This window comes from Novosphingobium sp. YAF33, from assembly GCF_052113265.1.
GTDB lineage: Bacteria > Pseudomonadota > Alphaproteobacteria > Sphingomonadales > Sphingomonadaceae > Novosphingobium.
The window spans coordinates 294598-315769 of the sequence record NZ_JBFRCW010000002.1 but is presented as its reverse complement, the minus strand read 5'-3'; the positions used below and the strand labels follow the sequence as shown (position 1 = coordinate 315769).

The 21172-nt window shown below is 67.3% G+C and carries 17 protein-coding genes; 8 read left to right on the top strand and 9 right to left on the bottom strand.

Going from position 1 to position 21172, the window contains the following annotated elements; translation table 11 throughout:
- The first annotated feature begins 26 nt into the window (after positions 1–26).
- Positions 27–383 (top strand): EthD domain-containing protein, encoded by a 357-nt coding sequence (locus tag AB4Z00_RS05615; RefSeq protein WP_132267383.1) that lies wholly within the window; start codon positions 27–29, stop codon positions 381–383.
- A gap of 163 nt (positions 384–546) precedes the next feature.
- Here the strand turns inward: AB4Z00_RS05615 and AB4Z00_RS05610 are convergent, their stop codons facing one another.
- Complete coding sequence (locus AB4Z00_RS05610; RefSeq protein WP_442045258.1) at positions 547–1338, bottom strand: SDR family NAD(P)-dependent oxidoreductase; 792 nt, start codon at positions 1336–1338, stop codon at positions 547–549.
- Positions 1339–1534: 196 nt separating this feature from the next.
- Between AB4Z00_RS05610 and AB4Z00_RS05605 the strand changes: the two genes are divergently transcribed.
- From AB4Z00_RS05605 to AB4Z00_RS05590, 4 genes are read left to right on the top strand one after another with little or no spacing between them, the layout of a single operon-like run.
- Positions 1535–2254, top strand: a complete 720-nt coding sequence (locus AB4Z00_RS05605) for a CoxG family protein (protein ID WP_442045257.1) — start codon at positions 1535–1537, stop codon at positions 2252–2254.
- Positions 2251–3120 carry an FAD binding domain-containing protein gene (locus AB4Z00_RS05600; protein ID WP_442045256.1) on the top strand — a complete coding sequence of 290 codons (870 nt, stop codon included), beginning with the start codon at positions 2251–2253 and terminating at the stop codon, positions 3118–3120. Before AB4Z00_RS05605 ends, AB4Z00_RS05600 begins: the two co-directional genes overlap by 4 nt.
- Complete coding sequence (locus tag AB4Z00_RS05595) at positions 3117–3659, top strand: (2Fe-2S)-binding protein (RefSeq protein WP_442045255.1); 543 nt, start codon at positions 3117–3119, stop codon at positions 3657–3659. Before AB4Z00_RS05600 ends, AB4Z00_RS05595 begins: the two co-directional genes overlap by 4 nt.
- On the top strand, positions 3656–6397 hold the full coding sequence (locus AB4Z00_RS05590) for a xanthine dehydrogenase family protein molybdopterin-binding subunit (RefSeq protein WP_442045254.1): 2742 nt from the start codon (positions 3656–3658) through the stop codon (positions 6395–6397). The genes AB4Z00_RS05595 and AB4Z00_RS05590 overlap by 4 nt, the downstream gene beginning before the upstream one ends.
- A 28-nt stretch (positions 6398–6425) precedes the next feature.
- Here the strand turns inward: AB4Z00_RS05590 and AB4Z00_RS05585 are convergent, their stop codons facing one another.
- Complete coding sequence (locus AB4Z00_RS05585) at positions 6426–6896, bottom strand: Lrp/AsnC family transcriptional regulator (protein ID WP_132267373.1); 471 nt, start codon at positions 6894–6896, stop codon at positions 6426–6428.
- A 98-nt stretch (positions 6897–6994) separates the two neighbouring features.
- On the opposite strand from AB4Z00_RS05585, the gene putA reads away from it, so the two are divergent.
- Positions 6995–10612 (top strand): trifunctional transcriptional regulator/proline dehydrogenase/L-glutamate gamma-semialdehyde dehydrogenase, encoded by a 3618-nt coding sequence (putA, locus tag AB4Z00_RS05580; protein WP_442045253.1) that lies wholly within the window; start codon positions 6995–6997, stop codon positions 10610–10612.
- Positions 10613–10690: 78 nt separating this feature from the next.
- On the opposite strand, the gene AB4Z00_RS05575 is transcribed toward putA, so the two are convergent.
- The 7 genes from AB4Z00_RS05575 to AB4Z00_RS05545 form a co-directional block, all read right to left on the bottom strand.
- Positions 10691–11902: an MFS transporter gene (locus AB4Z00_RS05575; protein WP_132267370.1), complete on the bottom strand. Its 1212-nt coding sequence runs from the start codon at positions 11900–11902 to the stop codon at positions 10691–10693.
- 217 nt (positions 11903–12119) lie between these two features.
- Positions 12120–12920, bottom strand: a complete 801-nt coding sequence (locus AB4Z00_RS05570) for a phosphoadenylyl-sulfate reductase (RefSeq protein WP_134093493.1) — start codon at positions 12918–12920, stop codon at positions 12120–12122.
- 22 nt (positions 12921–12942) lie between these two features.
- Positions 12943–13377 (bottom strand): DUF934 domain-containing protein, encoded by a 435-nt coding sequence (locus tag AB4Z00_RS05565; RefSeq protein WP_442045252.1) that lies wholly within the window; start codon positions 13375–13377, stop codon positions 12943–12945.
- Positions 13370–15004, bottom strand: coding sequence for a nitrite/sulfite reductase (locus tag AB4Z00_RS05560; RefSeq protein WP_442045251.1), 1635 nt, complete (start codon positions 15002–15004; stop codon positions 13370–13372). The genes AB4Z00_RS05565 and AB4Z00_RS05560 overlap by 8 nt, the downstream gene beginning before the upstream one ends.
- Positions 15004–15300 carry a DUF2849 domain-containing protein gene (locus AB4Z00_RS05555; protein ID WP_132267362.1) on the bottom strand — a complete coding sequence of 99 codons (297 nt, stop codon included), beginning with the start codon at positions 15298–15300 and terminating at the stop codon, positions 15004–15006. Before AB4Z00_RS05555 ends, AB4Z00_RS05560 begins: the two co-directional genes overlap by 1 nt.
- Complete coding sequence (gene cobA, locus AB4Z00_RS05550) at positions 15297–16067, bottom strand: uroporphyrinogen-III C-methyltransferase (RefSeq protein ID WP_442045250.1); 771 nt, start codon at positions 16065–16067, stop codon at positions 15297–15299. The genes AB4Z00_RS05555 and cobA overlap by 4 nt, the downstream gene beginning before the upstream one ends.
- A 171-nt stretch (positions 16068–16238) precedes the next feature.
- Complete coding sequence (locus tag AB4Z00_RS05545; protein WP_442045249.1) at positions 16239–19061, bottom strand: bifunctional diguanylate cyclase/phosphodiesterase; 2823 nt, start codon at positions 19059–19061, stop codon at positions 16239–16241.
- A gap of 205 nt (positions 19062–19266) precedes the next feature.
- Between AB4Z00_RS05545 and AB4Z00_RS05540 the strand changes: the two genes are divergently transcribed.
- The gene (locus tag AB4Z00_RS05540) at positions 19267–19956 is read left to right on the top strand and encodes a helix-turn-helix domain-containing protein (RefSeq protein ID WP_134093497.1); all 690 of its coding nucleotides are present in this window, start codon (positions 19267–19269) and stop codon (positions 19954–19956) included.
- Between the two features lie 312 nt (positions 19957–20268).
- A complete protein-coding gene (locus tag AB4Z00_RS05535) occupies positions 20269–21159 on the top strand; it encodes a GGDEF domain-containing protein (protein ID WP_243840908.1) in 891 nt (296 codons plus the stop codon).
- The last annotated feature ends 13 nt before the right edge of the window (positions 21160–21172 follow it).

The following is a 21172-nucleotide window of genomic DNA, read 5'->3' as shown; positions in this document are numbered from 1 at the left end:
CGGCCTGGACGAGAAGGAGGCCCGCGATGGACCGGCAATTCCACAAGATCCTGCTGTTCATGAAACGGCGCGCCGACCTGACGCCGCAGCAGTTCCGCGACTACTACGAGACGCGGCATGCGCCCCTCGCGGAGCGCTATTCGCGGGGCGTCAGCCGCTACATCCGGCGCTATGTCGATCCCCAGCCGCATCCGGAAACCGGCGATTTCACCGATGGGCCGGACGTCATCACCGAACTCTGGTTCGAGGACGAAGCGGTGTTCCGCAAGACCTTGGCCTATATTACGCAGAACCTCATGCCCGACGAGATCGTCGCGGATGAGCGCAATCTGTTCGACCGGGCCTCGTTCCGCATCGCGACGGTCATGGAGTGCGAGAGCTAGGACGCAAGGGCACGGGATTTCGCAAAGGCGGCGATCGGGTTTGCGCAGGCGCTGGCGGAACTTGGCATCATGACCGGGCGGGCCAGCGCATTTTCAGCGCTTCCCGCCCGTAGCGTCATCGTCTCAGGAGGGCACCGTCGCAGAGCGGCACCGTCTCAGGGGATCACAGGCCTAGGCGGCCGAGTATCCCCCCATCCACCTTGATGTCGCAGCCGCTGATATAGGATGCGGCCGGCGAGCAGAGGAACTCCGCCACGGAGGCGATTTCATCGCCCAGTCCCTGCCGCCCGAGCGGCGTCATGCCCATCATCCGCACCATCTGTTCGCTCGCCTTGGCTTCGGCGCGGCTCATTTCGGTGTCGATGAAGCCCGGCGCGATGGAGGCGATGCGCAGGCCGCGCTCCCCGAAGGCCGCCGCTTCCCGCCCGACCAGCCCGATCACCCCGCGCTTGGACAGCGTATAGCCCATGCCAGGATTGGTGGAGAATCGGTCGACATCTTCCCGCCCCTTGCCCGCGACGAGGTCCTGCACGGCCGCGACCATCGCCGGATCGGGGATGAGATAGGCCGACATCGAGGAGATCAGCACCGCGCAGCCGCCCTCCTCGAATCGCGGCAGGAGCGCGGCCACGAGGCGTTCGGTGGCGAAATAGTTCACTTCCAGAATGCGCGGCGCCTCGGCCATCGTCGGCGAGAGACCGGCCGTATGGACCAGCGCGAAGAGCGGCGCTTCGCTCAGGGTATCGAGCAGGCGCTGCGGGAATTCAGGCGCGGCGATGTCCCCCGCCAGCGTCGAGACTTGCACGCCGTCCCGGCGCAGTTCGGCGGCGACGGCTTCCAGCCTTTCGGCATTCACGTCGCTCAGCAGCAAGGGGCGGCCTTGCGCGGCGAAGCGGGCGGCGACCGGGCGGCCCATGCCTCCGGCGGCTCCGGTGACGATGACGGTAGCGTTCATGATCTCTCCCATTCGCCGTTCGCCGGCCTTGCGCAGATGTCGTAACCGCCGCCCCGCCCTCCGGCCAGCGCCTGCGCGACTCATCGCTCCGGGGAATAAGATACAGTGTCGCTCATAGTTCTTGCATTGCGGGCCGTCCCGTCGTTTCATCGCTCAAGCCGGAAAACGGGCCGGGCAGGGAAGCGGGAGAGCGCGAATGCAGATGACGGGCGAGCAGCGGGTCGCGGCGCCGCGCCGGAAGGTGTGGGAAGCGCTCAACGATCCCGTCGTTCTCGCCCAGTGCATTCCGGGCTGCCAGAGCCTGGAACGAGAGGGGGACGATCGCTTCGTTGCCGTGGCGGAAGTGAAGATCGGGCCCATCGGCGCGCGGTTTCGGGGGCAGGTGCACCTTTCCGATCTCGATGCGCCCAATGGCTACACGATAACCGGCTTGGGCAACGGGGGCATTGCCGGAAGCGCGCGGGGCGGCGCGAAAGTGCGGCTCAGTGACGGCGAAGATGGCGGGACGCTGGTCGCTTACGAAGTCGAGGCGGAAGTGGGCGGCCGCATGGCCCAGCTGGGCGGGCCGATCATCGATGCGACGGCGAAGAATCTCGCCGGCAAGTTCTTCACCAGGTTCGGGGAGGTCGTCACGGGGGGCGCTCCGGCGCCGGTTGCAGCGGGGGAGCTTGCAGCCGGCGCCGGGCAGGGGGCGACTGCCACGGCGCCGGTGCTTTCCGCGCCGCTCGTCCCCGGCGCGCGCGCCGCGCCGGGAGGGACTGTCTGGGGCTGGGTGGCCGCACTCGTGCTGGCGCTGGTGGCAGGTTTCATGCTGGGTGTGAAAGGACTCCAGGCAGAGTTCCTGGGCGTGGCGGTGCTGCTGGTGGTCACGGCCGCCGCCGCCTTCGAGGCCGGGCGCCGGGGAGCGCCGCGATGAAGCCCGCGCCGTTCGACTATGCCCGCCCGGCCAGCGTTGCCGAGGCCTGCCGGGTGCTGGCGGAGGCCGGCGGGGGAGCGACGGTGCTGGCAGGGGGGCAGACGCTCATGCCCCTGCTGAACTTGCGGATGAGCCAGCCTTTCATCCTCGTCGACCTTGGCGGCATCGCGAAGCTGCGCGGCGTTTCCGAAGTCGCGGGCGGGATTCGCGTGGGCGCCATGACGCGGCAGGCCGAGGCCCTGGCCGATGCAACGCTCGCCCGGCGGCTCCCGGTGTTGGTCACGGCTCTGGGCCATGTCGGGCACCACCAGACGCGCAACCGCGGGACGGTGGGCGGATCGATCGCGCTCGGCGAGCCGGCGGCGGAAATGCCCGCGACGGCGATCGCGCTGGGCGCCACGCTGGAGATCATCTCGACAAGGGGCACGCGGCACGTCGCGGCGGCGGACTTCTATCTCGGCCCTTACATGACGGTGCTGGAGCCGGACGAACTGCTGACGGCCGTGGTCTATCCCGACTGGGCGGCGGGTCATCTGGTGCTGTTTCGCGAAGTGGCGCAGCGGCCCGGAGACTTCGCGCTGGTCGGCATGGTCGGCGCGCTGGTGCTGGAAGACGGCAAAGTGGCGCGGGCCGGACTCGCCTGGTTCGGCATGGGGCCGACACCGATCCGCATGCGCCGGGCCGAAGAGGCGCTGCTCGGCACGGCCCTGGCCGAACTCGACGTCGAGGCCGTGGCGGGACTGGCCGTGGCGGAGAGCGCGCCTTTCGACGATCACCACGCCAGTGCGGAATACCGCCGTACTGTCGGCCGCCGCATCTTCGCACGGGGCCTGCGCGAAGTTCTGGACCTGAGGGAAGCCGCATGAGCGAACACGCCATCGCATGGACCGTCAATGGCCACCGCCGTCATGACCGGGTGGAGGCGCGCACCAGCCTTGCGGACCATCTGCGACTGGAGGCGGGCTGCACCGGGGTGCACCTGGGATGCGAGCATGGCGTTTGCGGCGCCTGCACGGTCCTGGTCGACGGTCGGGCCGTGCGCGCCTGCCTGATGCTGGCGGTCCAGGCAGACGGAGCGGACGTGACCACCGTGGAGGGCCTCGCCGCGCCGGACGGCACGTTCCACCCGGCGCAGGACGCCATGCGCGAGGCCCACGGGCTGCAATGCGGCTTCTGCACGCCGGGCGTGCTGATGACTTTCGCGGCGCTGACGGCGGGTGAGGAACCCGCGGACGAAGCGACGATGATCGCCGCCATGTCCGGCCATGTCTGCCGCTGCACGGGCTATCAGGGCATCCGGCGCGCTGCCCGGGCCCTGGCGGAGGGCAGGTACGGAGGCGGGGCCGAGCGCATGAGCGGAGACGGGGCGACCGGCCCCGCCGCCGGCAAGGGGCAGGCGGCATGAATGCGCAGGCGCCCGGCGGCGGGCTCGGTGCCACGCGCTGGATCGGCAAACGCGCGCTTCGCAAGGAAGATCCGCGCCTGCTGACCGGGCGCGGGCAGTTCGTGGACGACGTGACCCTGCCCGGCATGCTCCATGTCGCTTTCGCCCGCAGCCCCGTGGCGCGCGGGCGCATCCTGTCCATCCAAAGCGAATTCGCCCGCGAGATGCCCGGCGTCCATGCCGTGCTGACTGCGGCGGACCTCGCCGCGCGGCCGATCCGCATGCTCTCGTTCTTCTTTACCGAGGCGGAGATCGCGATTGCGCCGCTTGCGGACGGTCAGGTGGCCTATGTCGGCGAGCCGGTGGTCATGGTCGTCGCGGAGACGCGCGCCATGGCGGAAGACGCCGCCTCCCTGATCGAGGTCGAGTACGAGGAGCACGATCCCGTCGTCACGATCGCGCAGGCCAGGTCGTCCGCGGCGATCCATGCCGGGATGGACAGCAATGTCGCGGCCGAAATCGGCGACGAAGACATCGAGGAGGAGCTGGAACGCAAGCTCGCCGGATCGGCGCTGCGGCTCAGCCACAAGGTGGTTCACCAGCGCATCTCGCAGGCGCCCATGGAGACGCGCGGGGTGATCGCCGCGCGCGACGGACCGGAAGAACTTACGCTCTGGATTACCTGCCAGAGCCCGCATCTCGTGGCGCGCTGGGTCAGCCTGGCGCTGGATCTGCCGGATACCGCGATCCGGGTCATCGCCAAGGACGTGGGCGGCGCCTTCGGGCTGAAGAACCATCCATGGAAGGAGGAAAGCGCGGTCATCGTCGCGGCGCTGCTGCTGGGCCGGCCGCTCAAGTGGATCGAGGACCGCTACGAGGCGCTCACCGCATCCAACCAGGCACGCGAGGCGGAGATGACCCTGCAGGCGGGGTTCGACGCGGAAGGTCGGCTCACCGGTTCCCACGGCATCTACGACTGCAACAACGGTGCCTTCCCGCAAGGCGCGGACAGCAATATCGCCGTGCACATGTTCGTCTGGGCGGCCTACAAGCAGCCTGCCTACGCCTTCGTTTCGCGCGGATGGTACACCAACACCAATGGCCTTGCCGCCTATCGCGGGCCCTGGGCGATGGAATCGCTGGTCCGCGAGACCCTGCTGGACAAGGCGGCGCGCAAGCTGGGGATCGATCCGGTGGAGATCCGCCGCCGCAATCTCGTCTACCTTGCCGACCAGCCCGCCGTGACCAGCATGGGCATTCCGCTGCAGGACATCACGCCCGGCGAATGCCTGGAAAAGCTGCTCCAGCACTTCGACATGGCGCAGTTCCGCCGCGAACAGGCGCGCGCGCGGCAGGAGGGGCGCTATCTGGGCGTGGGCCTGGCGTCCTATGTCGAACCGACCGGCTCTGCGGGATCGATGGCGCCGATGACCGGCGAACTGGCGCAAGTGCGGATCGAACCGACGGGCAAGGTCACCGCGACGATGTCCACTCATTCGCAGGGCCACGGCACGGCCACGACGATGGCCCAGTGCATCGCAGACCGGCTGGGCGTGCGCTACGAGGATGTGACCGTGTTCGAGGGTGACAGCTCGCGCGGTGGCTTCAGCCCCGGAGCGGCAGGAAGCCGTCAGGGCGTGATTGCGGGCGGGGCGGCGATCCGGTGCTCGGAACTGCTGGCGGACAAAGTGCGTGCCGTGGCCGCGCACTTGCTCAATGCCAGTGCCGAAAGCGTGGTGCTGGACGCGGGCATGGTCCGGGTGGAGGGCGCGCCGGAAATGGCGCGGCCGCTCGCGGAGATTGCCGCCATCGCCTATGGCGAGCCCGACCGTCTGCCGCCGGGGCTGGAAACCGGGCTGGAGATGCAGTTCCGTTATCAACCGCCGCCGATGACGTTCACCAGCGCCACCCATCTTGCCGTGGTGGAAGTGGATGTGGACACCGGCTTCGTCTCGATCCTGCGCTGGATCTCGTCCGAGGATTGCGGGACGGTCATCAACCCGGCCGTGGTCGAGGGGCAGATTTCCGGCGGGCTGGCACAGGCCATCGGCATGGTCCTGCTGGAGGAGATGCCTTACGACGCGCGGGGCAATCCGCAGGCGGCGACGTTCAAGGACTACCTCCTGCCGTCGATTTCCGACGTGCCGGTGTTCGAATTCGTCCACGCCAATACCCCGTCGCAGACCATCGGCGGCATGCGCGGCGTGGGGGAGGGCGGCGCGATCATCGGTCCGCCCACGCTGGTGAACGCCATCGCCGATGCCCTTTCGCCGTTCGGGGAGATCGAGGACCTTGTCCTGCCGCTGACGCCGGGCCGCATTCTCGACGTGATCGAACAGCGCGACGTATCGGGCCTGCACAAGCCGGAGCCGGTGCGCGCCGAGCCGGCGCCTGCCGCCGCCATCGCGCCGGAACCGAAACCGGACCCCGGGCCGAACGATGAGCAGCCCGCCGCGGCGAGCGGGCCTGCGGGAGACTGGAACATGGTGCTCAAGACGCCGATGGGGCCGCAGGCGATGCTGGCGCACTTCGACGTGGAGGGCAGCGCCGTCAGCGGCTACCTGTCATCGCCGGAAGGCAGGCAGGACTTCGGCGGCGGCACGTTCGAGGCCGGGCGCCTGCGGTTCGATCTCAAGGTGGAGAAACCGATGAAGATCACGCTCAAATACGATCTGGAACTGCGCGGAGACACTCTCGGCGGGAAGTGCAAGATGGGCATGTTCGGATCGGCGAAAGTCACGGGCGAGCGGGCACCGTGAGGAATGCCGCCCGGCCCGATCGGCCGGGCTAGCTGCTGGCGTCTTTCACCGTTTCCATGGCCACATATGTGGACGTGCTGGAAACATGCGGCAGGTTCGACAGTTTTTCGCCCAGAACCTCGCGGTAACGGCGGATGTCGGTGGTGCGGACTTTCAGCAGGTAGTCGAAATGGCTGGCGAGCATGTGGCACTCCTCCACTTCGGGAATGCGGCGGACGGCGGCGTTGAACTCTTTCAGCGCCTGCTCGCGCGTGTCCGACAGCTTGACCTCGGTGAAGGCGACATGGTCAAGGCCCAGGCTGGCCGGATCGACCACGGCGCGGAAGCCCCGGATCACCCCCGAATCGATCAGCCGCCGCATCCGGACCTGGCAAGGCGTCTTGGAAAGCCCTACGTTCTGCGCAAGGTCGGTGACGCTCATGCGGCCGTCGGCGCGCAAGGCGGCGATGATCTTGCGATCGAGTTCGTCCAGATCGACGTGTTTTACGCGATTTGCCATCCGTTTGGCCTGCAAAATCCCGAAAGATAAGTTCAGATGAGCCAATCTGTGCCTGTGAAAAGTCGGATTGCCAAGCGGCCTTGGGATATTGGCGATACATGACCCACACGCCCGCCCGCACGCCCCTCTTCGGCGCCTTCGCCCCCGCCGTCAGCGAACCGACCCCGCTTCGCCGCGCGATCACCGATGCTTTCCGCCGCGACGAGGCCGCCTGCATGGCGCCGCTGCTTGACGCGGCGACGCTGCCCGAGGCGCAGCGCCAGGCGGTTCGCGAGACGGCCATCCACCTGGTGTCCACCTTGCGTGCCAATCACAAGGGCACCGGCGTCGAGGGTCTGGTGCAGGAATATTCGCTGTCCAGCCAGGAAGGCGTGGCGCTCATGTGCCTGGCCGAGGCGCTGCTGCGCATTCCCGACAATGCCACCCGCGACGCGCTCATCCGCGACAAGATCTCCGACGGAGACTGGAGCGCGCACCTCGGCGGCGGCAAGTCGCTCTTCGTCAACGCCGCGACCTGGGGGCTGGTGGTGACGGGCAAGCTCGTCGGCTCGGTCGACGACAAGGGCCTCGGCTCGGCCCTGACGCGGCTGGTCGCCCGCGCAGGCGAGCCGGTGATCCGCCGCGGCGTCGATCTGGCGATGCGCCTGATGGGCGAGCAGTTCGTGACCGGCGAAACGATCGGTGAAGCCGTGAAGCGCGCGCGCGCGCTGGAGGAAAAGGGCTTCGGCTACAGCTACGACATGCTGGGCGAAGCCGCCACCACCGCGGCCGATGCCAACCGCTACAACGCCGATTATGTGAACGCCATCCACGCCATCGGCAAGGCGAGCGCCGGGCGCGGCATCTACCGGGGGCCGGGCATCTCGATCAAGCTCTCGGCGCTCCACCCGCGCTACAGCCGGGCCCAAGCGGAGCGCGTGATGGGCGAACTGCTGCCGCGCGTGAAGGCGCTGGCCGTGCTCGCGCGCGGCTACGACATCGGCTTCAACATCGATGCCGAGGAAGCGGACCGCCTCGAACTCTCGCTGGACCTGCTGGAGGCGCTGGCCCTCGATCCCGAACTCCAGGGCTGGGACGGGCTGGGCTTCGTGGTCCAGGCCTATGGCAAGCGCTGCCCCTTCGTGCTCGACTGGATCATCGATCTGGGCCGCCGCGCCGGGCGCCGCATGATGGTGCGCCTGGTGAAGGGCGCCTATTGGGACGCCGAGATCAAGCGCGCGCAAGTCGACGGGCTGGCCGATTTCCCGGTGTTCACCCGCAAGGTCCACACGGACGTATCCTATGTCGCCTGCGCGAAGAAGCTGCTGGCCGCGCCGGACGCGGTGTTCCCGCAGTTCGCCACTCACAATGCGCAGACGCTGGCCACGATCTACCATCTGGCCGGACCGGACTTCGCGATCGGCCAGTACGAGTTCCAGTGCCTCCACGGCATGGGCGAGCCGCTCTATTCGCAAGTCGTCGGCGCCGGCGAATCCGGGAACAACCTTGACCGGCCCTGCCGCATCTACGCGCCGGTCGGCACGCATGAGACGCTGCTGGCCTATCTCGTGCGCCGTCTCCTGGAAAACGGCGCGAACTCCTCGTTCGTGAACCGCATCGCCGATCCGGCCGTGCCCGTGGAAGAGATGGTGGGCGATCCCGTAGACGTCGTGCGCGCCATGCCCGATCCGGGCGCGCGGCACGACCTGATCCCGCTGGCTGCCGACCTCTACCCCGGCCGCCGCAATTCGGACGGCATCGACATGGCCGACGAGGCGGCGCTGGCCGTGCTGTCGGAAGACCTGCGCCGTTCCGCCGCGCGCGAATGGTTCGCCATGCCCGCCAATGCCCAGGGCGGCGAGCGCGCCGTGCTCAACCCCGCCGATCACGCGGACGTGGTGGGCCGGGTGATCGAAGTGGCCCCGGAAGCCGCCTCCGTCGCCGTCGCTCGCGCCGCGATCAGCCGTTGGAGCCAGGTATCCGTGGACGAGCGCGCGGCCATGCTGGAGGCCGCCGCCGATGCCATGCAGGGCCGGATCGGCCTGCTCATGGGCCTCGTCATCCGCGAGGCCGGCAAGTCGGCCGCCAATGCCATCGCCGAAGTGCGCGAAGCGATCGACTTCCTGCGCTACTATGCGAAGCAGGCCCGCGAGACGTTCGGCGCCGATCAGGTGCCGCTGGGGCCGGTGGTCTGCATCAGCCCCTGGAACTTCCCGCTGGCGATCTTCGCAGGGCAAGTCGCGGCCGCGCTGGTGGCAGGTAACCCGGTGCTGGCCAAGCCGGCCGAGGAAACGCCGCTGATCGCTGCCGAAGCCGTGCGCCTGCTGCACGAGGCCGGCGTGCCCAAGGACGCGCTCCAACTGCTGCCGGGCGACGGCAAGCTGGGCGCGGCGCTGGTGGCGGCGCCGCAAGTGGCGGCAGTGATGTTCACCGGCTCCACCGAAGTGGCGCGCCTGATCCAGAAGCAGCTGGCCGGCCGGGTTTCGGCCCATGGCCATGCCGTTCCTTTCATCGCCGAGACCGGCGGGCAGAACGCGATGATCGTCGATTCCTCGGCTCTGGCCGAGCAGGTGGTTGCCGACGTGATCGCCTCGGCCTTCGATTCGGCCGGACAGCGCTGCTCGGCGCTGCGGGTGCTCTGCCTCCAGGAGGAAGTGGCGGACCGCACGCTGGTCATGCTCAAGGGCGCTCTGGCGGAGCTGCGGGTCGGCAATACGCAGGAACTCGCAGTCGACATCGGGCCGGTGATCACGGCCGAGGCCAAGGGCATGATCGACGGCCACGTCGCCCGCATGAAGGCGCGCGGCTGCAAGGTCGAGCAAGTGGCGATCCCCGCGACGTGCGCGTCGGGCACTTTCGTGGCGCCCACGATCATCGAGATCTCGACGATCGACCAGATCGAACGCGAGGTGTTCGGGCCGGTGCTGCATGTCCTGCGCTTCAAGCGCGACGAACTGTCCGCGCTGATAGAGGCGATCAACGCCACCGGCTACGGGTTGACGTTCGGCCTCCACACCCGCCTCGACGCGACGGTGGAGCAAGTGACTTCGGCCATCCGCGCGGGCAATCTCTACGTCAATCGCAACACCATCGGCGCGATCGTCGGCGTGCAGCCTTTCGGCGGCCGCGGGCTCTCGGGCACGGGTCCGAAGGCGGGCGGTCCGCTCTATCTCGGGCGACTGGCGCGGCAGGCGCCGCAAGTGCTGGATGCGCCCGCCAGGACGGCGCCGCTGGTGGAGGCCTTCGCGACCTGGCTGTCCGGGCAGGGCGATGCCGCTTCGGCCGCGGCGGCGCGCGGCCTGGCGGCCGGATCGGGGCTGGGCATGGAACTGAGCCTGCCGGGCCCGGTGGGCGAGATCAATCTCTATGTCCTCCACCCGCGCGGCCGCATCCTGCTGCGCCCGGCGACGCAGGAAGGGCTCTACGGGCAAATGGCGGCCGTGCTGGCCACCGRCAATACCGCGACGGTCGAGGGCATGGCGCTTCCGGCCGGACTGCCCGAAGCCGTGGCCGCCCGTTTCGCTCCCGATGCCGGCGCACATTTCGCTGCCTGTCTGGTGGAAGGCGATGCCGAGGCGGTTCGCGCGGCCTGCAAGGCCGTGGCCGAGCTGCCCGGGCCGATCGTGCCCGTCCACCGCACGCCGGGGCCGAACCTGGTCTGGCTGCTGGAGGAAGTCTCCACCTCGATCAACACCACGGCGGCGGGCGGCAATGCCAGCCTCATGATGATCGGCTGACGCCCCTGCCGGCCGGACACGAAAAGGCCCGCGAGTGACGAACTCGCGGGCCTTTCTTCATGCGGTGCGCGGAAGGCCTCAGCAGGCCGGGACCGGCTGCCCGGCCATGGCGCCTTCGTGCTCGCGCTTGTGCAGGGTCAGCGTCACCAGGAAGATCGCCAGCCCGCCCAGAGACAGGCCCATACCGATCCAGCCGGTCGAGGTCAGGCCGTAGCCTGCCGAAATGGCCAGACCGCCGAGCCAGGGGCCAAGCGCATTGGCCATGTTGAAGGCGCTATGGTGCGCCGCAGCCGCCAGGGCCTGCGCGTCGCCCGCCACGTCCATCAGGCGCGTCTGGAGAATGGTGCCGAGGCCGCCGGCAAAACCGATCATCACCACCACCACGCTGAGCGTCCAGACGTTGCTCGCGGCCATCGGGAACAGCGCAAGGGCGAAGGCGCTGAACAGCAGCGCGCCGATCGCGGCCTTGTTCAGCGAGCGGTCGGCCGCCCAGGCCCAGAACAGGTTGCCCACCGTCATGCCCACGCCGAACACGGCCAGGACCACCGGCACGAGGTGCTCGGAAACCTTGGTCACTTCGATCATGGTCGAGGCGATGTAGGTGTAGACCGCGAAGAGGCCGCCGAAACCGATGGCGCCGGTCAGCAGGGTCAGCAGCACTTGCGGACGGCGCAGCGCGCCCAGTTCGCGCATCGGGCTGGCGCCTTCGGCCGCCTTCTGGTGCGGGGCGAAGAGCGCGACGAGCGCCATGGTGATGACGGCCAGCACCGAGACGATGGCGAAGCCGGTGCGCCAGCCGAAGGCCTGGCCCAGCCAGTTGGCCAGCGGCACGCCGATGATCGTCGCCACCGTCAGGCCCGACATGACCAGCGCCACCGACTGGGCGCGGCGGTTTGCCGGCACCATCGAGGCAGCCACCAGCGCGGCGATGCCGAAGTAGGCACCATGCGGCAGCCCGCTGATGAAGCGGAACAGCAGCAGCAGCGGATATGTAGGCGCCATGGCCGAAAGCGCGTTGCCCACCGCGAAGAGCGCCATGAGGCCGATCAGCAAGGCCCGCCGGGGCAATTTCGCGGCCAGAACGGCGATGATCGGCGCGCCGACCACGACGCCCAGCGCATACGTGCTGATGGCATGGCCCGCCTCGGGCTCGGTCAGGCCGAGATCGCGCGCGAAATAGGGCACGAGGCTCATCGCGGCGAATTCGGTCGTGCCGATGGCGAAGGCACCCATCGCCAAGGCGAGGATGACGAGCGCGGGGTGAGTATGGGCTTTTTGCTGATCGGTCATGTTGCACTGCAATATTTTGGGGGCAAGTGCGATCTAGTGGACCCCGGCGCCATGCCAACCCCGACCAGGAGTGCAATAATTGCACTCCTGGTCTTGTTTGTTGCAATGGGTTGCGTGGCTGTGGCTGTGCCGGTGTCCCGGCGAAAGGTTCAGGGCAAGGCCCTGCTTCAGCCAGGGGAGCGTTCCAAGCAAGCCCTTGCCCGAAGCGAACCCTGGCTCAGAGCCCCGGATCGAACTCGGGTGCGTTCTTGGTCGTGTAGTCCGAATGAGTGGCGACGTGGATGCCGCATTCGGTCTTGTTCCAGCCGCGCCAGCGGCCCGAGCGAGGGTCTTCGCCTGCAGCGACCTTGCTGGTGCAGGGCATGCAGCCGATCGAGGGATAGCCCTCGGCGACCAGCGGATGGGCCGGCAAGTCGTGTTCGGCGATATAGGCGGCGATCCGCTCGGGCGACCAGTCGATCAGCGGGTTCACCTTGAGGCGGCCCTGCGCGTCGGTGGTGTCCACCTCGAAGCGGGGCAGGGTGGCGCGGGTGGAGGCCTGGAACGCCTTGCGGCCGCTGAACGAGGCATCGAAGCCCAGCAGGGCCTTTTCCAGCGGCTTCACCTTGCGGATTTCGCAGCAGCCGTCGGGATCGTAGGACCAGCGCAGTCCGTTTTCGTCCTTCTTCGCCAGTTCCTCGGCATCGGGGACGAGGTTGCGCAAGTCCTTGAGACCCAGTCGCTCGATCAGCAGGTCGCGATAGGCCAGGGTCTCGGGGAAATGCTTGCCGGTTTCGAGGAACAGCACCGGCACCGTGGGATCGACGCGGCTGACGAGATGCAGCAGCACCGCCGATTCCGCACCGAAGCTGGACACGATCGCGATATCGCCCACCATGCGCTCCTTGAGCACCGTTTCGAGCATCTCGCTCGTTTCGGTGCCGCGGAAGAGGCGGTTGAGGCGAACGGCATCGGCCTCGTCGAAACGAGGGCCGGTGTCGATCAGGTCGCGAATACGGGCAGCTTCGGTGTGGGGCATCGGTGGTTCCCTGTAGGGACGGTTACGCCGGGTGGCGCTTCGCCCAGATCGCCGGGCGACCGTCGACGACGGTGGCCTGGTAGACGTTGTCCCAGCGATCGAACGCATTGCGGGCGTCCTGTTCGTTGAGGGCCTTGTCGGGCGCGAAGGCATCGAAGCCGCAGCGCTTGAGGTGCGAGAGCATGTCGATCACCAGATCGCCCACGGCCCGCATTTCGCCCTGGTAGCCTGCTTCGCGAAGCAGGCGCGCCGAGGAATAGCCGCGGCCGTCGGTCCAGGCCGGGAAGCTCACTTCGACGAGCGAGAGCCGGTCGAGGTAGGGCAGCAGGTCGCGCGCATCGTCGCCCGGCTCGATGCGGACGGCGGAGGCGTTGGACTGTTCGGAGAACGAATCCACGGTGATGGCGGGGTCGTTGACGGTTTCGTCGTCACGGAAACGGAACTGGACCTCAACCATAGATGGCCTCCTTGAACGGATCCATGCCGATACGGCGATAGGTGTCGAGGAAGCGCTCCTCGCCTTCCTTGTTGGCGAGATAGACTTCGGTGGCCTTTTCGATGGCGTCGACGACGCCGTCCTCGGTGAAGCCGGGGCCGATGATCTTCGCGAGCGAGGTATCCGCGCCCTCGCTGCCGCCGAACAGGAGCTGGTAGTTTTCCAGGCCCTTCTTGTCGACGCCGAGGATGCCGATGTGGCCGGCATGGTGGTGACCGCAGGCATTGATGCAGCCCGAGATCTTCAGCTTCAGCTCACCGATTTCGGCCTGGCGCTGGGCACTGCCGAAGCGTTCGGAGATCTTCTGCGCGACCGGGATCGAGCGGGCATTGGCCAGCGAGCAATAGTCGAGGCCGGGGCAGGCGATGATGTCGCCCACGGTGTCGAGGTTGGCAGTGGCGAGGCCAGCTTCATCCAGCGCCTGCCACACGGTGTAGAGGTCGGCCTTGCGGACATGCGGGAAGACGATGTTCTGGGCGTGAGTGACGCGCAGCTCGTCGAAGCTGTAGTCCTTTGCCAACTGCGCCATCAGGCGGATCTGGTCGGCGGTGGCATCACCGGGGATGCCGCCCACGGGCTTGAGGCTGACAGTGGCGATCACGTAGCCGGCCTGCTTGTGGGCATGGGTGTTACGCTCCACCCAGAGGCGGAAGTCGGGATCGGTCAGGTCCAGATCGTCCGACGCGCCGGTGTCGTAAGCCGGGGCGGTGAAGTGCGCCTTGATGCGCTCCAGCTCGGCCAGCGGCGGCTCGATCGGCTGGGTCAGCAGGTGCGCGAACTCTTCCTCGACCTGGCGGACGTATTCGTCACGGCCCAGTTCGTGGACGAGGATCTTGATGCGCGCCTTGTACTTGTTGTCGCGGCGGCCGTAGCGGTTGTAGACGCGCAGGCAGGCTTCCGAGAACGTGATGAGCTGGTCCAGCGGCACGAAGTCGCGGATCAGGGGCGCGATCATCGGGGTGCGGCCCATGCCGCCACCGGCGTAGAACTGCGCGCCGATCTCGCCGGCGTCATTCTTCACCATCTTGATGCCGATGTCGTGCAGGCGCATCGCCGCGCGGTCCGTTTCGGAGGCGATGACGGCGATCTTGAACTTGCGCGGCAGCACCAGGAATTCCGGGTGGAAGCTGGACCACTGGCGCAGCAGTTCCGCATAAGGACGCGGATCGACGATCTCGTCCGCGGCGGCACCGGCGAACTGGTCGGAGCTGATGTTGCGGATGCAGTTGCCGCTGGTCTGGATGGCATGCATCTCCACCTTGGCGAGTTCGGCCAGGATGTCGGGCGTGTCTTCCAGCTTGATCCAGTTGTACTGGATGTTCTGGCGCGTGGTGAAGTGGCCGTAGCCGCGGTCGTACTTGTCCGCGATGTCGCCCAGCAGCGTCATCTGCGCCGAGTTCAGCGTGCCGTAAGGCACCGCGACGCGCAGCATGTAGGCATGCAGCTGGAGGTAGAGGCCGTTCTGCAGGCGCAGCGGCTTGAACTGGTCCTCGGTCAGGTCGCCGGCAAGGCGGCGGCGCACCTGGTCACGGAATTCCGCGACGCGCGTATCGACCATCTGCTGGTCGTATTCGTCGTACTTGTACATCAGATCACCCAGTCTGCGGCTGCGGGGTCGGAGGCTTTCGGCGTCAGGTCGAGGCGCACCGTCGGCCCGAGGGCGCGGATGCGCTCCTTGATATGGGCGGGGCGGATGCCTTCAGCGGTCTTCTCGCCGTCGACGACATAGGCGGCGACGGCGTGCTGGGCGCCTTCCTCGCGCGCCACCAGGGCGGCGCCATGCTCGCCCACGTCGGCGGATTCGTTGACGTCGAGCGACCAGCCCACGCCGGTCCACCAGATGACCGCTCCGGTCTTCAGGTCGTTGCCCGTCAGGATCTTCACTTTGTTGCCTCCAGCGCCAGGGCGCGAATGGTGTTGTCGGGTTCTGCGGTGACGTGCCCGATAACGATAAGCGCGGGACTTTGCACCTTCGCATCCGCGATAAGGTCGGCAAGTCCGGCGAGCGGTCCGCGCAGCACGCGCATGGCCGAGCGGGTGGCGTTCTCTATCACCGCCACCGGCACATCGGGCGCGAGACCGTCGGCCATCAGCTTTTCCGCGATCTGGGCGGCAGTGGCGATGCCCATGAAGATCACCAGGGTGCGGCCCTTGCCGGCAAGGCCCGACCAGTCCTGATCGGCCAGCCCCTTGCACTGGCCCGCCACGAAAGTGACGATCGAGGCGTGGTTGCGGTGGGTAAGCGGAATCTGCGCAGCGGCCGAAGCGCCCAGCGCGGAGGAAATGCCCGGCACCACTTCCACGGGAACGCCGGCGGCATGGCAGGCTTCCGCCTCTTCGCCGCCACGGCCGAACACGAAGGGATCGCCGCCCTTGAGGCGCACGACGTCATGCCCCGCGAGGGCCTCGCGCACGAGCAGGGCGTTGATCTCTTCCTGCTTCATGGTGTGGCGGGCGCGGCTCTTGGCGACCGAGACCAGCCGCGCGGAAGGCTTGGCCATCGCCAGGATGGCCGGATCGACCAGCCCGTCATGCACGATGAGCGCGGCATTCATCAGCAGCCGCGCGGCGCGCAGGGTCAGGAGATCGGGGTCTCCGGGACCGGCGCCGACCAGATAGACTCGGCCGATAGAGGCGGGAATCGCTTGCATGGTGCGGCAGATGATACTCCCGGCCCTGGATTGCCAACCAGAATGGCTTTGTCCGGGGCAAGGGAGTCTTTAGCGGCGTTTTATGAGCGGCGTTATGACAGGGCTCGCGATGGATATTGCGGCGCGAGGCCGTGCCCGGAATTCGGCCTCGATGAATGTGCCGAGGCCCGCTCAGGCAACCTCGTCTTCCAGGAAAGCCGACGGGATCCGCAGCGGTTCGGGCTTCAGGCTGGGCGCGCGGTCGGGGCGGCCGAGGAAATAGCCCTGCGCTTCCTCGCAGCCTTCGCGGATCAGCAACTCGAACTGGCTGGCGGTCTCCACGCCTTCCGCCAGGACCGGGATGCGCAGCGACTGGCCCAGCGCCAGGACCGCGCGGATAATGGCGCGGGCCTGTTCGTTCTCGTCCGATTCCAGCAGGAACGACTTGTCGATCTTGATCTTGTCGAACGGGAAGGAGTGGAGGGTGTCCAGCGAGGAATAGCCGGTGCCGAAATCGTCCATGGCGATGGCGACGCCCAGTTCCTTGAGCTGGCGCAAGTTGTTGAGCGCGCGCGCCTTGTCGGTGATGATCGCGCTTTCGGTGATCTCCAGTTCCAGCCTGCGGGCGGGGAGGCCGGTCTCGATCAGGATCCGCGCCACCATCGGCGCCAGATCCTGCTGGACAAGCTGGATGGGCGAGACGTTGACGGCGATGCGGTGCTCGGAATGCCAGCTCACCGCTTCCCGGCAGGCCTGCGTCAGGACCCATTCGCCGATCGACAGGATGGCGCCCGATTCTTCGGCGATCGGGATGAATTCGCTGGGCGATACCAGCCCGCGCTGCGGGTGATGCCAGCGCACCAGCGCTTCGTAGCCGGACAGCTCGCCGCTGCGCAGCTGGCATTGGGGCTGGTAGAGCAGCACCAGTTCCTCGCGCTCGATGGCCAGGCGCAAATCGTTGGCAAGCTGACGGCGCGCGCGGGCGGTCTCGTCCATGCCCGGTTCGTAATAGCAGATGCGCTCGCCGATCTGCGCCTTGGCGCGGTACATGGCGAGGTCGGCATTGTTGAGAAGCGCTTCGCGGTCGGCCCCGTCGTGCGGATAGGCCGCGACGCCCAGGCTCGCGCCGAAGCTGAGTTCCTGCTTCTCGTGCTCGACGGGCACGTTGAAGCAATGCTCCACCCGGCGCAGGAATTCGGCGAGCTGCTCGTCCGTGTCGAACAGCTTGGCAATGCCGAATTCGTCGCCGCCGAGTCGCGCGGCGATCTCATCCTCGCCGATCACGGACTGCAGGCGCTGGGCCAGTTCCGCCAGCACCACGTCACCCCAGGAGTGGCCGTAAGTGTCGTTGATTTCCTTGAAGCGGTCGAGGTCGATGGCGGTCACGCCCAGGCGCTTGCCGATGCGGCTGGCCCGTTCGAGTCGCTCGTCGATCCACAAGTTGAAGCGGGTGCGGTTGGGCAGCCCGGTTAATCCGTCGTGCATCGCCATGTGGGCGATCTGGGCTTCGGATTCGTGCTGGCGGGTAATGTCGTCGAAGGTCGAGACCCAGCCGCCCTCCGGCATGCGCCGGCTGGCGATGGAGACCACCGTGCCGTCCGGGTATTCGGCCAGGATCGGCGGCGAGGACGGCCCTGCGAGATTGTCCAGAATGGCGCGCTGCGAAAGCAGGACACGCTCCGCGATCACGTCCGGCGCGAAGCGGCCGAGGCTGCTGCGGCGGATCACTTCGGAGAGGTGCATGCCCGGCACGAGGCTGTCGGGCGCCAGGCCGTACATCTCCAGGAAGCGCGGGTTGCAGAGCACCAGCTTCTCATCGGCATCGAACAGGCAGAGGCCCTGGTGCATGTGGCCGAGCGCGGCATCGCGCTGGCGGCTGGCTTCGGCGATGCGGTCCTGCGCTTCCTTGAAGCGTGACATGTCGCGGGTGATCTTGGCGAAGCCGATGGGCTGGCCCTGCTCGTCCAGCATGGGCTCCATGGTCACATGGGCCCAGAACCGCGTCCCGTCGCGGCGCACGCGCCAGCCTTCGCCGTAATAGCGGCCGTGGTTGGCGGCCGCTTCCAGGGCGACGCGGTCGAGCGCGGCTTCGCGGTCTTCGGGAGTGTAGAAGCTGGAAACGTGAAGGCCCAGCGCTTCGGCTTCCGGATATCCCTTCAGGCGCTGGGCGCCGGCGTTCCAGTTCATCACCCGGCCGTCGCGATCGAGCATGTAGATCGCGCAGTCCGAAATGCCGCGCACCAGGAACGAGAAATTGCGCTCGCTGATCGCCACGACCGCGGCGGTGCGGCGGCTGATCGCCAGCGAGATCGCCGAAACCGCGACCAGCAGGAACGTCACTGCGGTGACGGCGGCGGCCATTTCCCGCGGGGAAATGAGCTGCTCGGGCACATGCATCCGCGTGGGGATGAGGGTGAGGCCGGTCATGCCGGTGAAGTGCAGGGAGACCACGGAGAGGGACAGCAGCCCGGTCGCCGCCAGCAGGCCGCGCAGGCGGCGGCCGTCGAGAGCGAGCGAAAGGGCGGGGTAGAGCGGCAGGAAGGCCAGGATCACCGAGGCGACGATGAAGCCGGTCTGCCAGCGCATCGTTGCCGGCACTTCCAGCGCCAGCATGCCGGTGTAGTGCATCGCGGCGATGCCTGCCGCTGCCACGGCCGAGGCCAGGACGAGTGCCAGGCGGCCCCGCGCTTCCGCCGCCAGTCCGAAGGCCATGGCAAGGGCGGTGACGGGAATGACGAGCGAGGCCAGTGTCAGGCCCGGCTCGAACCCGACCACCATGCCCGGCGCATAGCCCAGCATGGCCACGAAATGCGTGGCCCAGATGCCGAAGCCGGCGCTCACGCCTGCCAGGGCCCACCAGCGCCGCCGCATGCCCAGGAGTTGCTCCGCCGTGCAGCCCGCCGCCTGTCGCAGCAGGGCAAGCGCCGTCAGCGAAGAAAGTAGACAGATCAACGCCGCGAGCAGGACGAATTTCAGGTCATGCCCGTCACGGATGCAAAGATAGATGTTGAACACGGCAACCCCGATTAATTCCCCGGAAAACTACGGATAAATGGGTTAGGAAGTGATTAACAAGAATTTCATTGTGTTGGCCCGGCCAGACGATGTTAGAGTCGATCTGCGGGTTTTTGCGAATAGTGCGGCAAGGAAAATTAGCCGACATGCTAACCGATTCTTAATCCCTGTAGGGACAGGGTGCGATTCTCCTGGAGATTGCGCCATGCCGATTGCGGCACATTTTGAAGACAAGCCCACCGAGAACGGCCAGCAGGCCGGAAAGCCGCGCGCCACGCGCAAGCGGCTGACGATCGAAACGCAGGGCTCCCTGCCTTCCGGCGTCGAGACTCCCGTCACCATTCACAACTTCTCCGAAACGGGCCTCCTGCTGGAAACGCGGGTGGACATGGAGATCGGCGAAGCGCTGGAGATCGACCTTCCGGAGGCCGGCATCACGCGCGCGCGGGTGGTCTGGGCCAGCGGACGGCTGTTCGGCTGCGCTTTCGATACGCCGCTCCATCCGGCCGTCCTCAGCGCGGCACAGCTTCGCAGCGTCACGCAGGACGTCGAACTGGCGCCGCCGCCGCTCGTATCTGCTCCGGCCGCCATCGGCGGCGAGAGTTTCGGTGAGCGCCTGCACCGCCTGCGCAAGCTGCGCGGGCTGACCCAGGGCGAACTGGCCTCGCGGCTCGGCGTTTCCAAGCCGACCGTCTGGGCCTGGGAACAGGGCCGCGCACGCCCGATCGAGGAACGGCTGGACGCCATTGCCGAGGAACTGGGCGTCACGGCCGCCGAACTGCGCCCCGGCCGGACCGTAGCCGGATTGCCGGAACTCATCGCCCGCTGCCGCGAACAGATCGCCGCGGCCGTGGAGACGAGCCCCGACAAGATCAGGATCATGATCGAACTCTGAAATTTCCAGTCCTTGCCGGATTTGAGCGGCGCTCTGCCCAGCCCTGTGCAGGAACAGGGTAAATGCGCTTTCCGACTCAATTCAGCGATGGTAAATACATCAATAACAATAACTTGAAATTCGAACTGTTAGATAACAGGGCTAACAATTCTTGTTGAGATTTATTGCAAGGGTCGCCGGAAAACGGAAGTTGTATGCTTGGAAGTGGTCATTTGAGCGCTCTGACGTCTGCTAACGCAATCCGAATCACGGGCCCGATTTTCGTTGGATCGCTTTGCGGTCCCTCTGATCCGGGGCAATACCAAGATGGGCATGAATTTCACCGTTCAGGAAAGCTCCGCACTTTACGGGCTGCTGGCGGAAACGACCTCTGACGTCATCATCAAGACGGACCTTGCTGGTGTGATCGTCCATGCCTCGCCCGGCATTCGCAAGCTGGGCGTGCAGGTTCGCGCCGAGGCCGGTCCCCATCTGCTGGACCTTGTCGCCGCGCAGGGCCGGGATGCCGTGTCGCGGGCGCTGTCGGCCGCTATCGAGGGGCGGCAGGGCGCGCAATGGGTCGAATTTCCCGCCGTGACGCCTGATGCCCGCGAAAGCTGGTTCGAGATCCGCATTCGTCCGCTCACGGAAGAGGGCGGGGCGGTCTACGGCGTGCTGGCAGTGATGCGCTCCATCGACGAGCGCCGCAGCCTGCGCGAGCAGCTGTTCGCGGCGACTTACACCGACCCGCTGACCCAGCTGACCAATCGCGCCGCTTTCATCTCCATGCTCGAACACATGGTCGCGCAGGGGATGGAGGGGTGCCTGGCCATGTTCAGCATCGACTTCTTCCGCACGATCAACATGAAGCACGGCCAGACGACCGGGGACGAAGTGCTGCGCGTCTTCGCCGACCTGCTGCGCGAAATGCTGCGTTCGGACGACATCATCTCGCGGATCGGGTCGGAGCGCTTCGCCGTCCTGCTGCCGCGCACCAATGCCGAACAGGCGCAGGCGATCTGCACCCGGGTGGTCACGACCCTGGCCGACTTGCGCCAGAAAGTGGGCGACAGCCGGCTGGCGATCACCACCAGCGGCAGCGTCGCGCGCATCGCCGACAGCATGGACAGCACCATCGAGCGCGCCGAACTGGCGCTGTTCTGCGCCAAGGCCAAGGGCCGCAATCGGCTGGAGATGGAAAAGCCCCGCCGCGTCTCCGCCTGAGGCTCAAGCGGAA

What these genes read in the sequence shown, in the direction of transcription:
- AB4Z00_RS05600 (WP_442045256.1), top strand. Translation starts at nt 2,251, where the DNA reads ATGAAGCCCGCGCCGTTCGACTATGCCCGCCCGGCCAGCGTTGCCGAG.
- AB4Z00_RS05540 (WP_134093497.1), top strand. Translation starts at nt 19,267, where the DNA reads ATGCCGATTGCGGCACATTTTGAAGACAAGCCCACCGAGAACGGCCAG.
- AB4Z00_RS05535 (WP_243840908.1), top strand. Translation starts at nt 20,269, where the DNA reads ATGAATTTCACCGTTCAGGAAAGCTCCGCACTTTACGGGCTGCTGGCG.
- AB4Z00_RS05560 (WP_442045251.1), bottom strand. Translation starts at nt 15,004, where the DNA reads ATGTACAAGTACGACGAATACGACCAGCAGATGGTCGATACGCGCGTC.
- AB4Z00_RS05565 (WP_442045252.1), bottom strand. Translation starts at nt 13,377, where the DNA reads ATGGTTGAGGTCCAGTTCCGTTTCCGTGACGACGAAACCGTCAACGAC.
- AB4Z00_RS05595 (WP_442045255.1), top strand. Translation starts at nt 3,117, where the DNA reads ATGAGCGAACACGCCATCGCATGGACCGTCAATGGCCACCGCCGTCAT.
- AB4Z00_RS05615 (WP_132267383.1), top strand. Translation starts at nt 27, where the DNA reads ATGGACCGGCAATTCCACAAGATCCTGCTGTTCATGAAACGGCGCGCC.
- AB4Z00_RS05575 (WP_132267370.1), bottom strand. Translation starts at nt 11,902, where the DNA reads ATGACCGATCAGCAAAAAGCCCATACTCACCCCGCGCTCGTCATCCTC.
- cobA (WP_442045250.1), bottom strand. Translation starts at nt 16,067, where the DNA reads ATGCAAGCGATTCCCGCCTCTATCGGCCGAGTCTATCTGGTCGGCGCC.
- AB4Z00_RS05610 (WP_442045258.1), bottom strand. Translation starts at nt 1,338, where the DNA reads ATGAACGCTACCGTCATCGTCACCGGAGCCGCCGGAGGCATGGGCCGC.
- AB4Z00_RS05585 (WP_132267373.1), bottom strand. Translation starts at nt 6,896, where the DNA reads ATGGCAAATCGCGTAAAACACGTCGATCTGGACGAACTCGATCGCAAG.
- AB4Z00_RS05590 (WP_442045254.1), top strand. Translation starts at nt 3,656, where the DNA reads ATGAATGCGCAGGCGCCCGGCGGCGGGCTCGGTGCCACGCGCTGGATC.
- AB4Z00_RS05605 (WP_442045257.1), top strand. Translation starts at nt 1,535, where the DNA reads ATGCAGATGACGGGCGAGCAGCGGGTCGCGGCGCCGCGCCGGAAGGTG.
- AB4Z00_RS05570 (WP_134093493.1), bottom strand. Translation starts at nt 12,920, where the DNA reads ATGCCCCACACCGAAGCTGCCCGTATTCGCGACCTGATCGACACCGGC.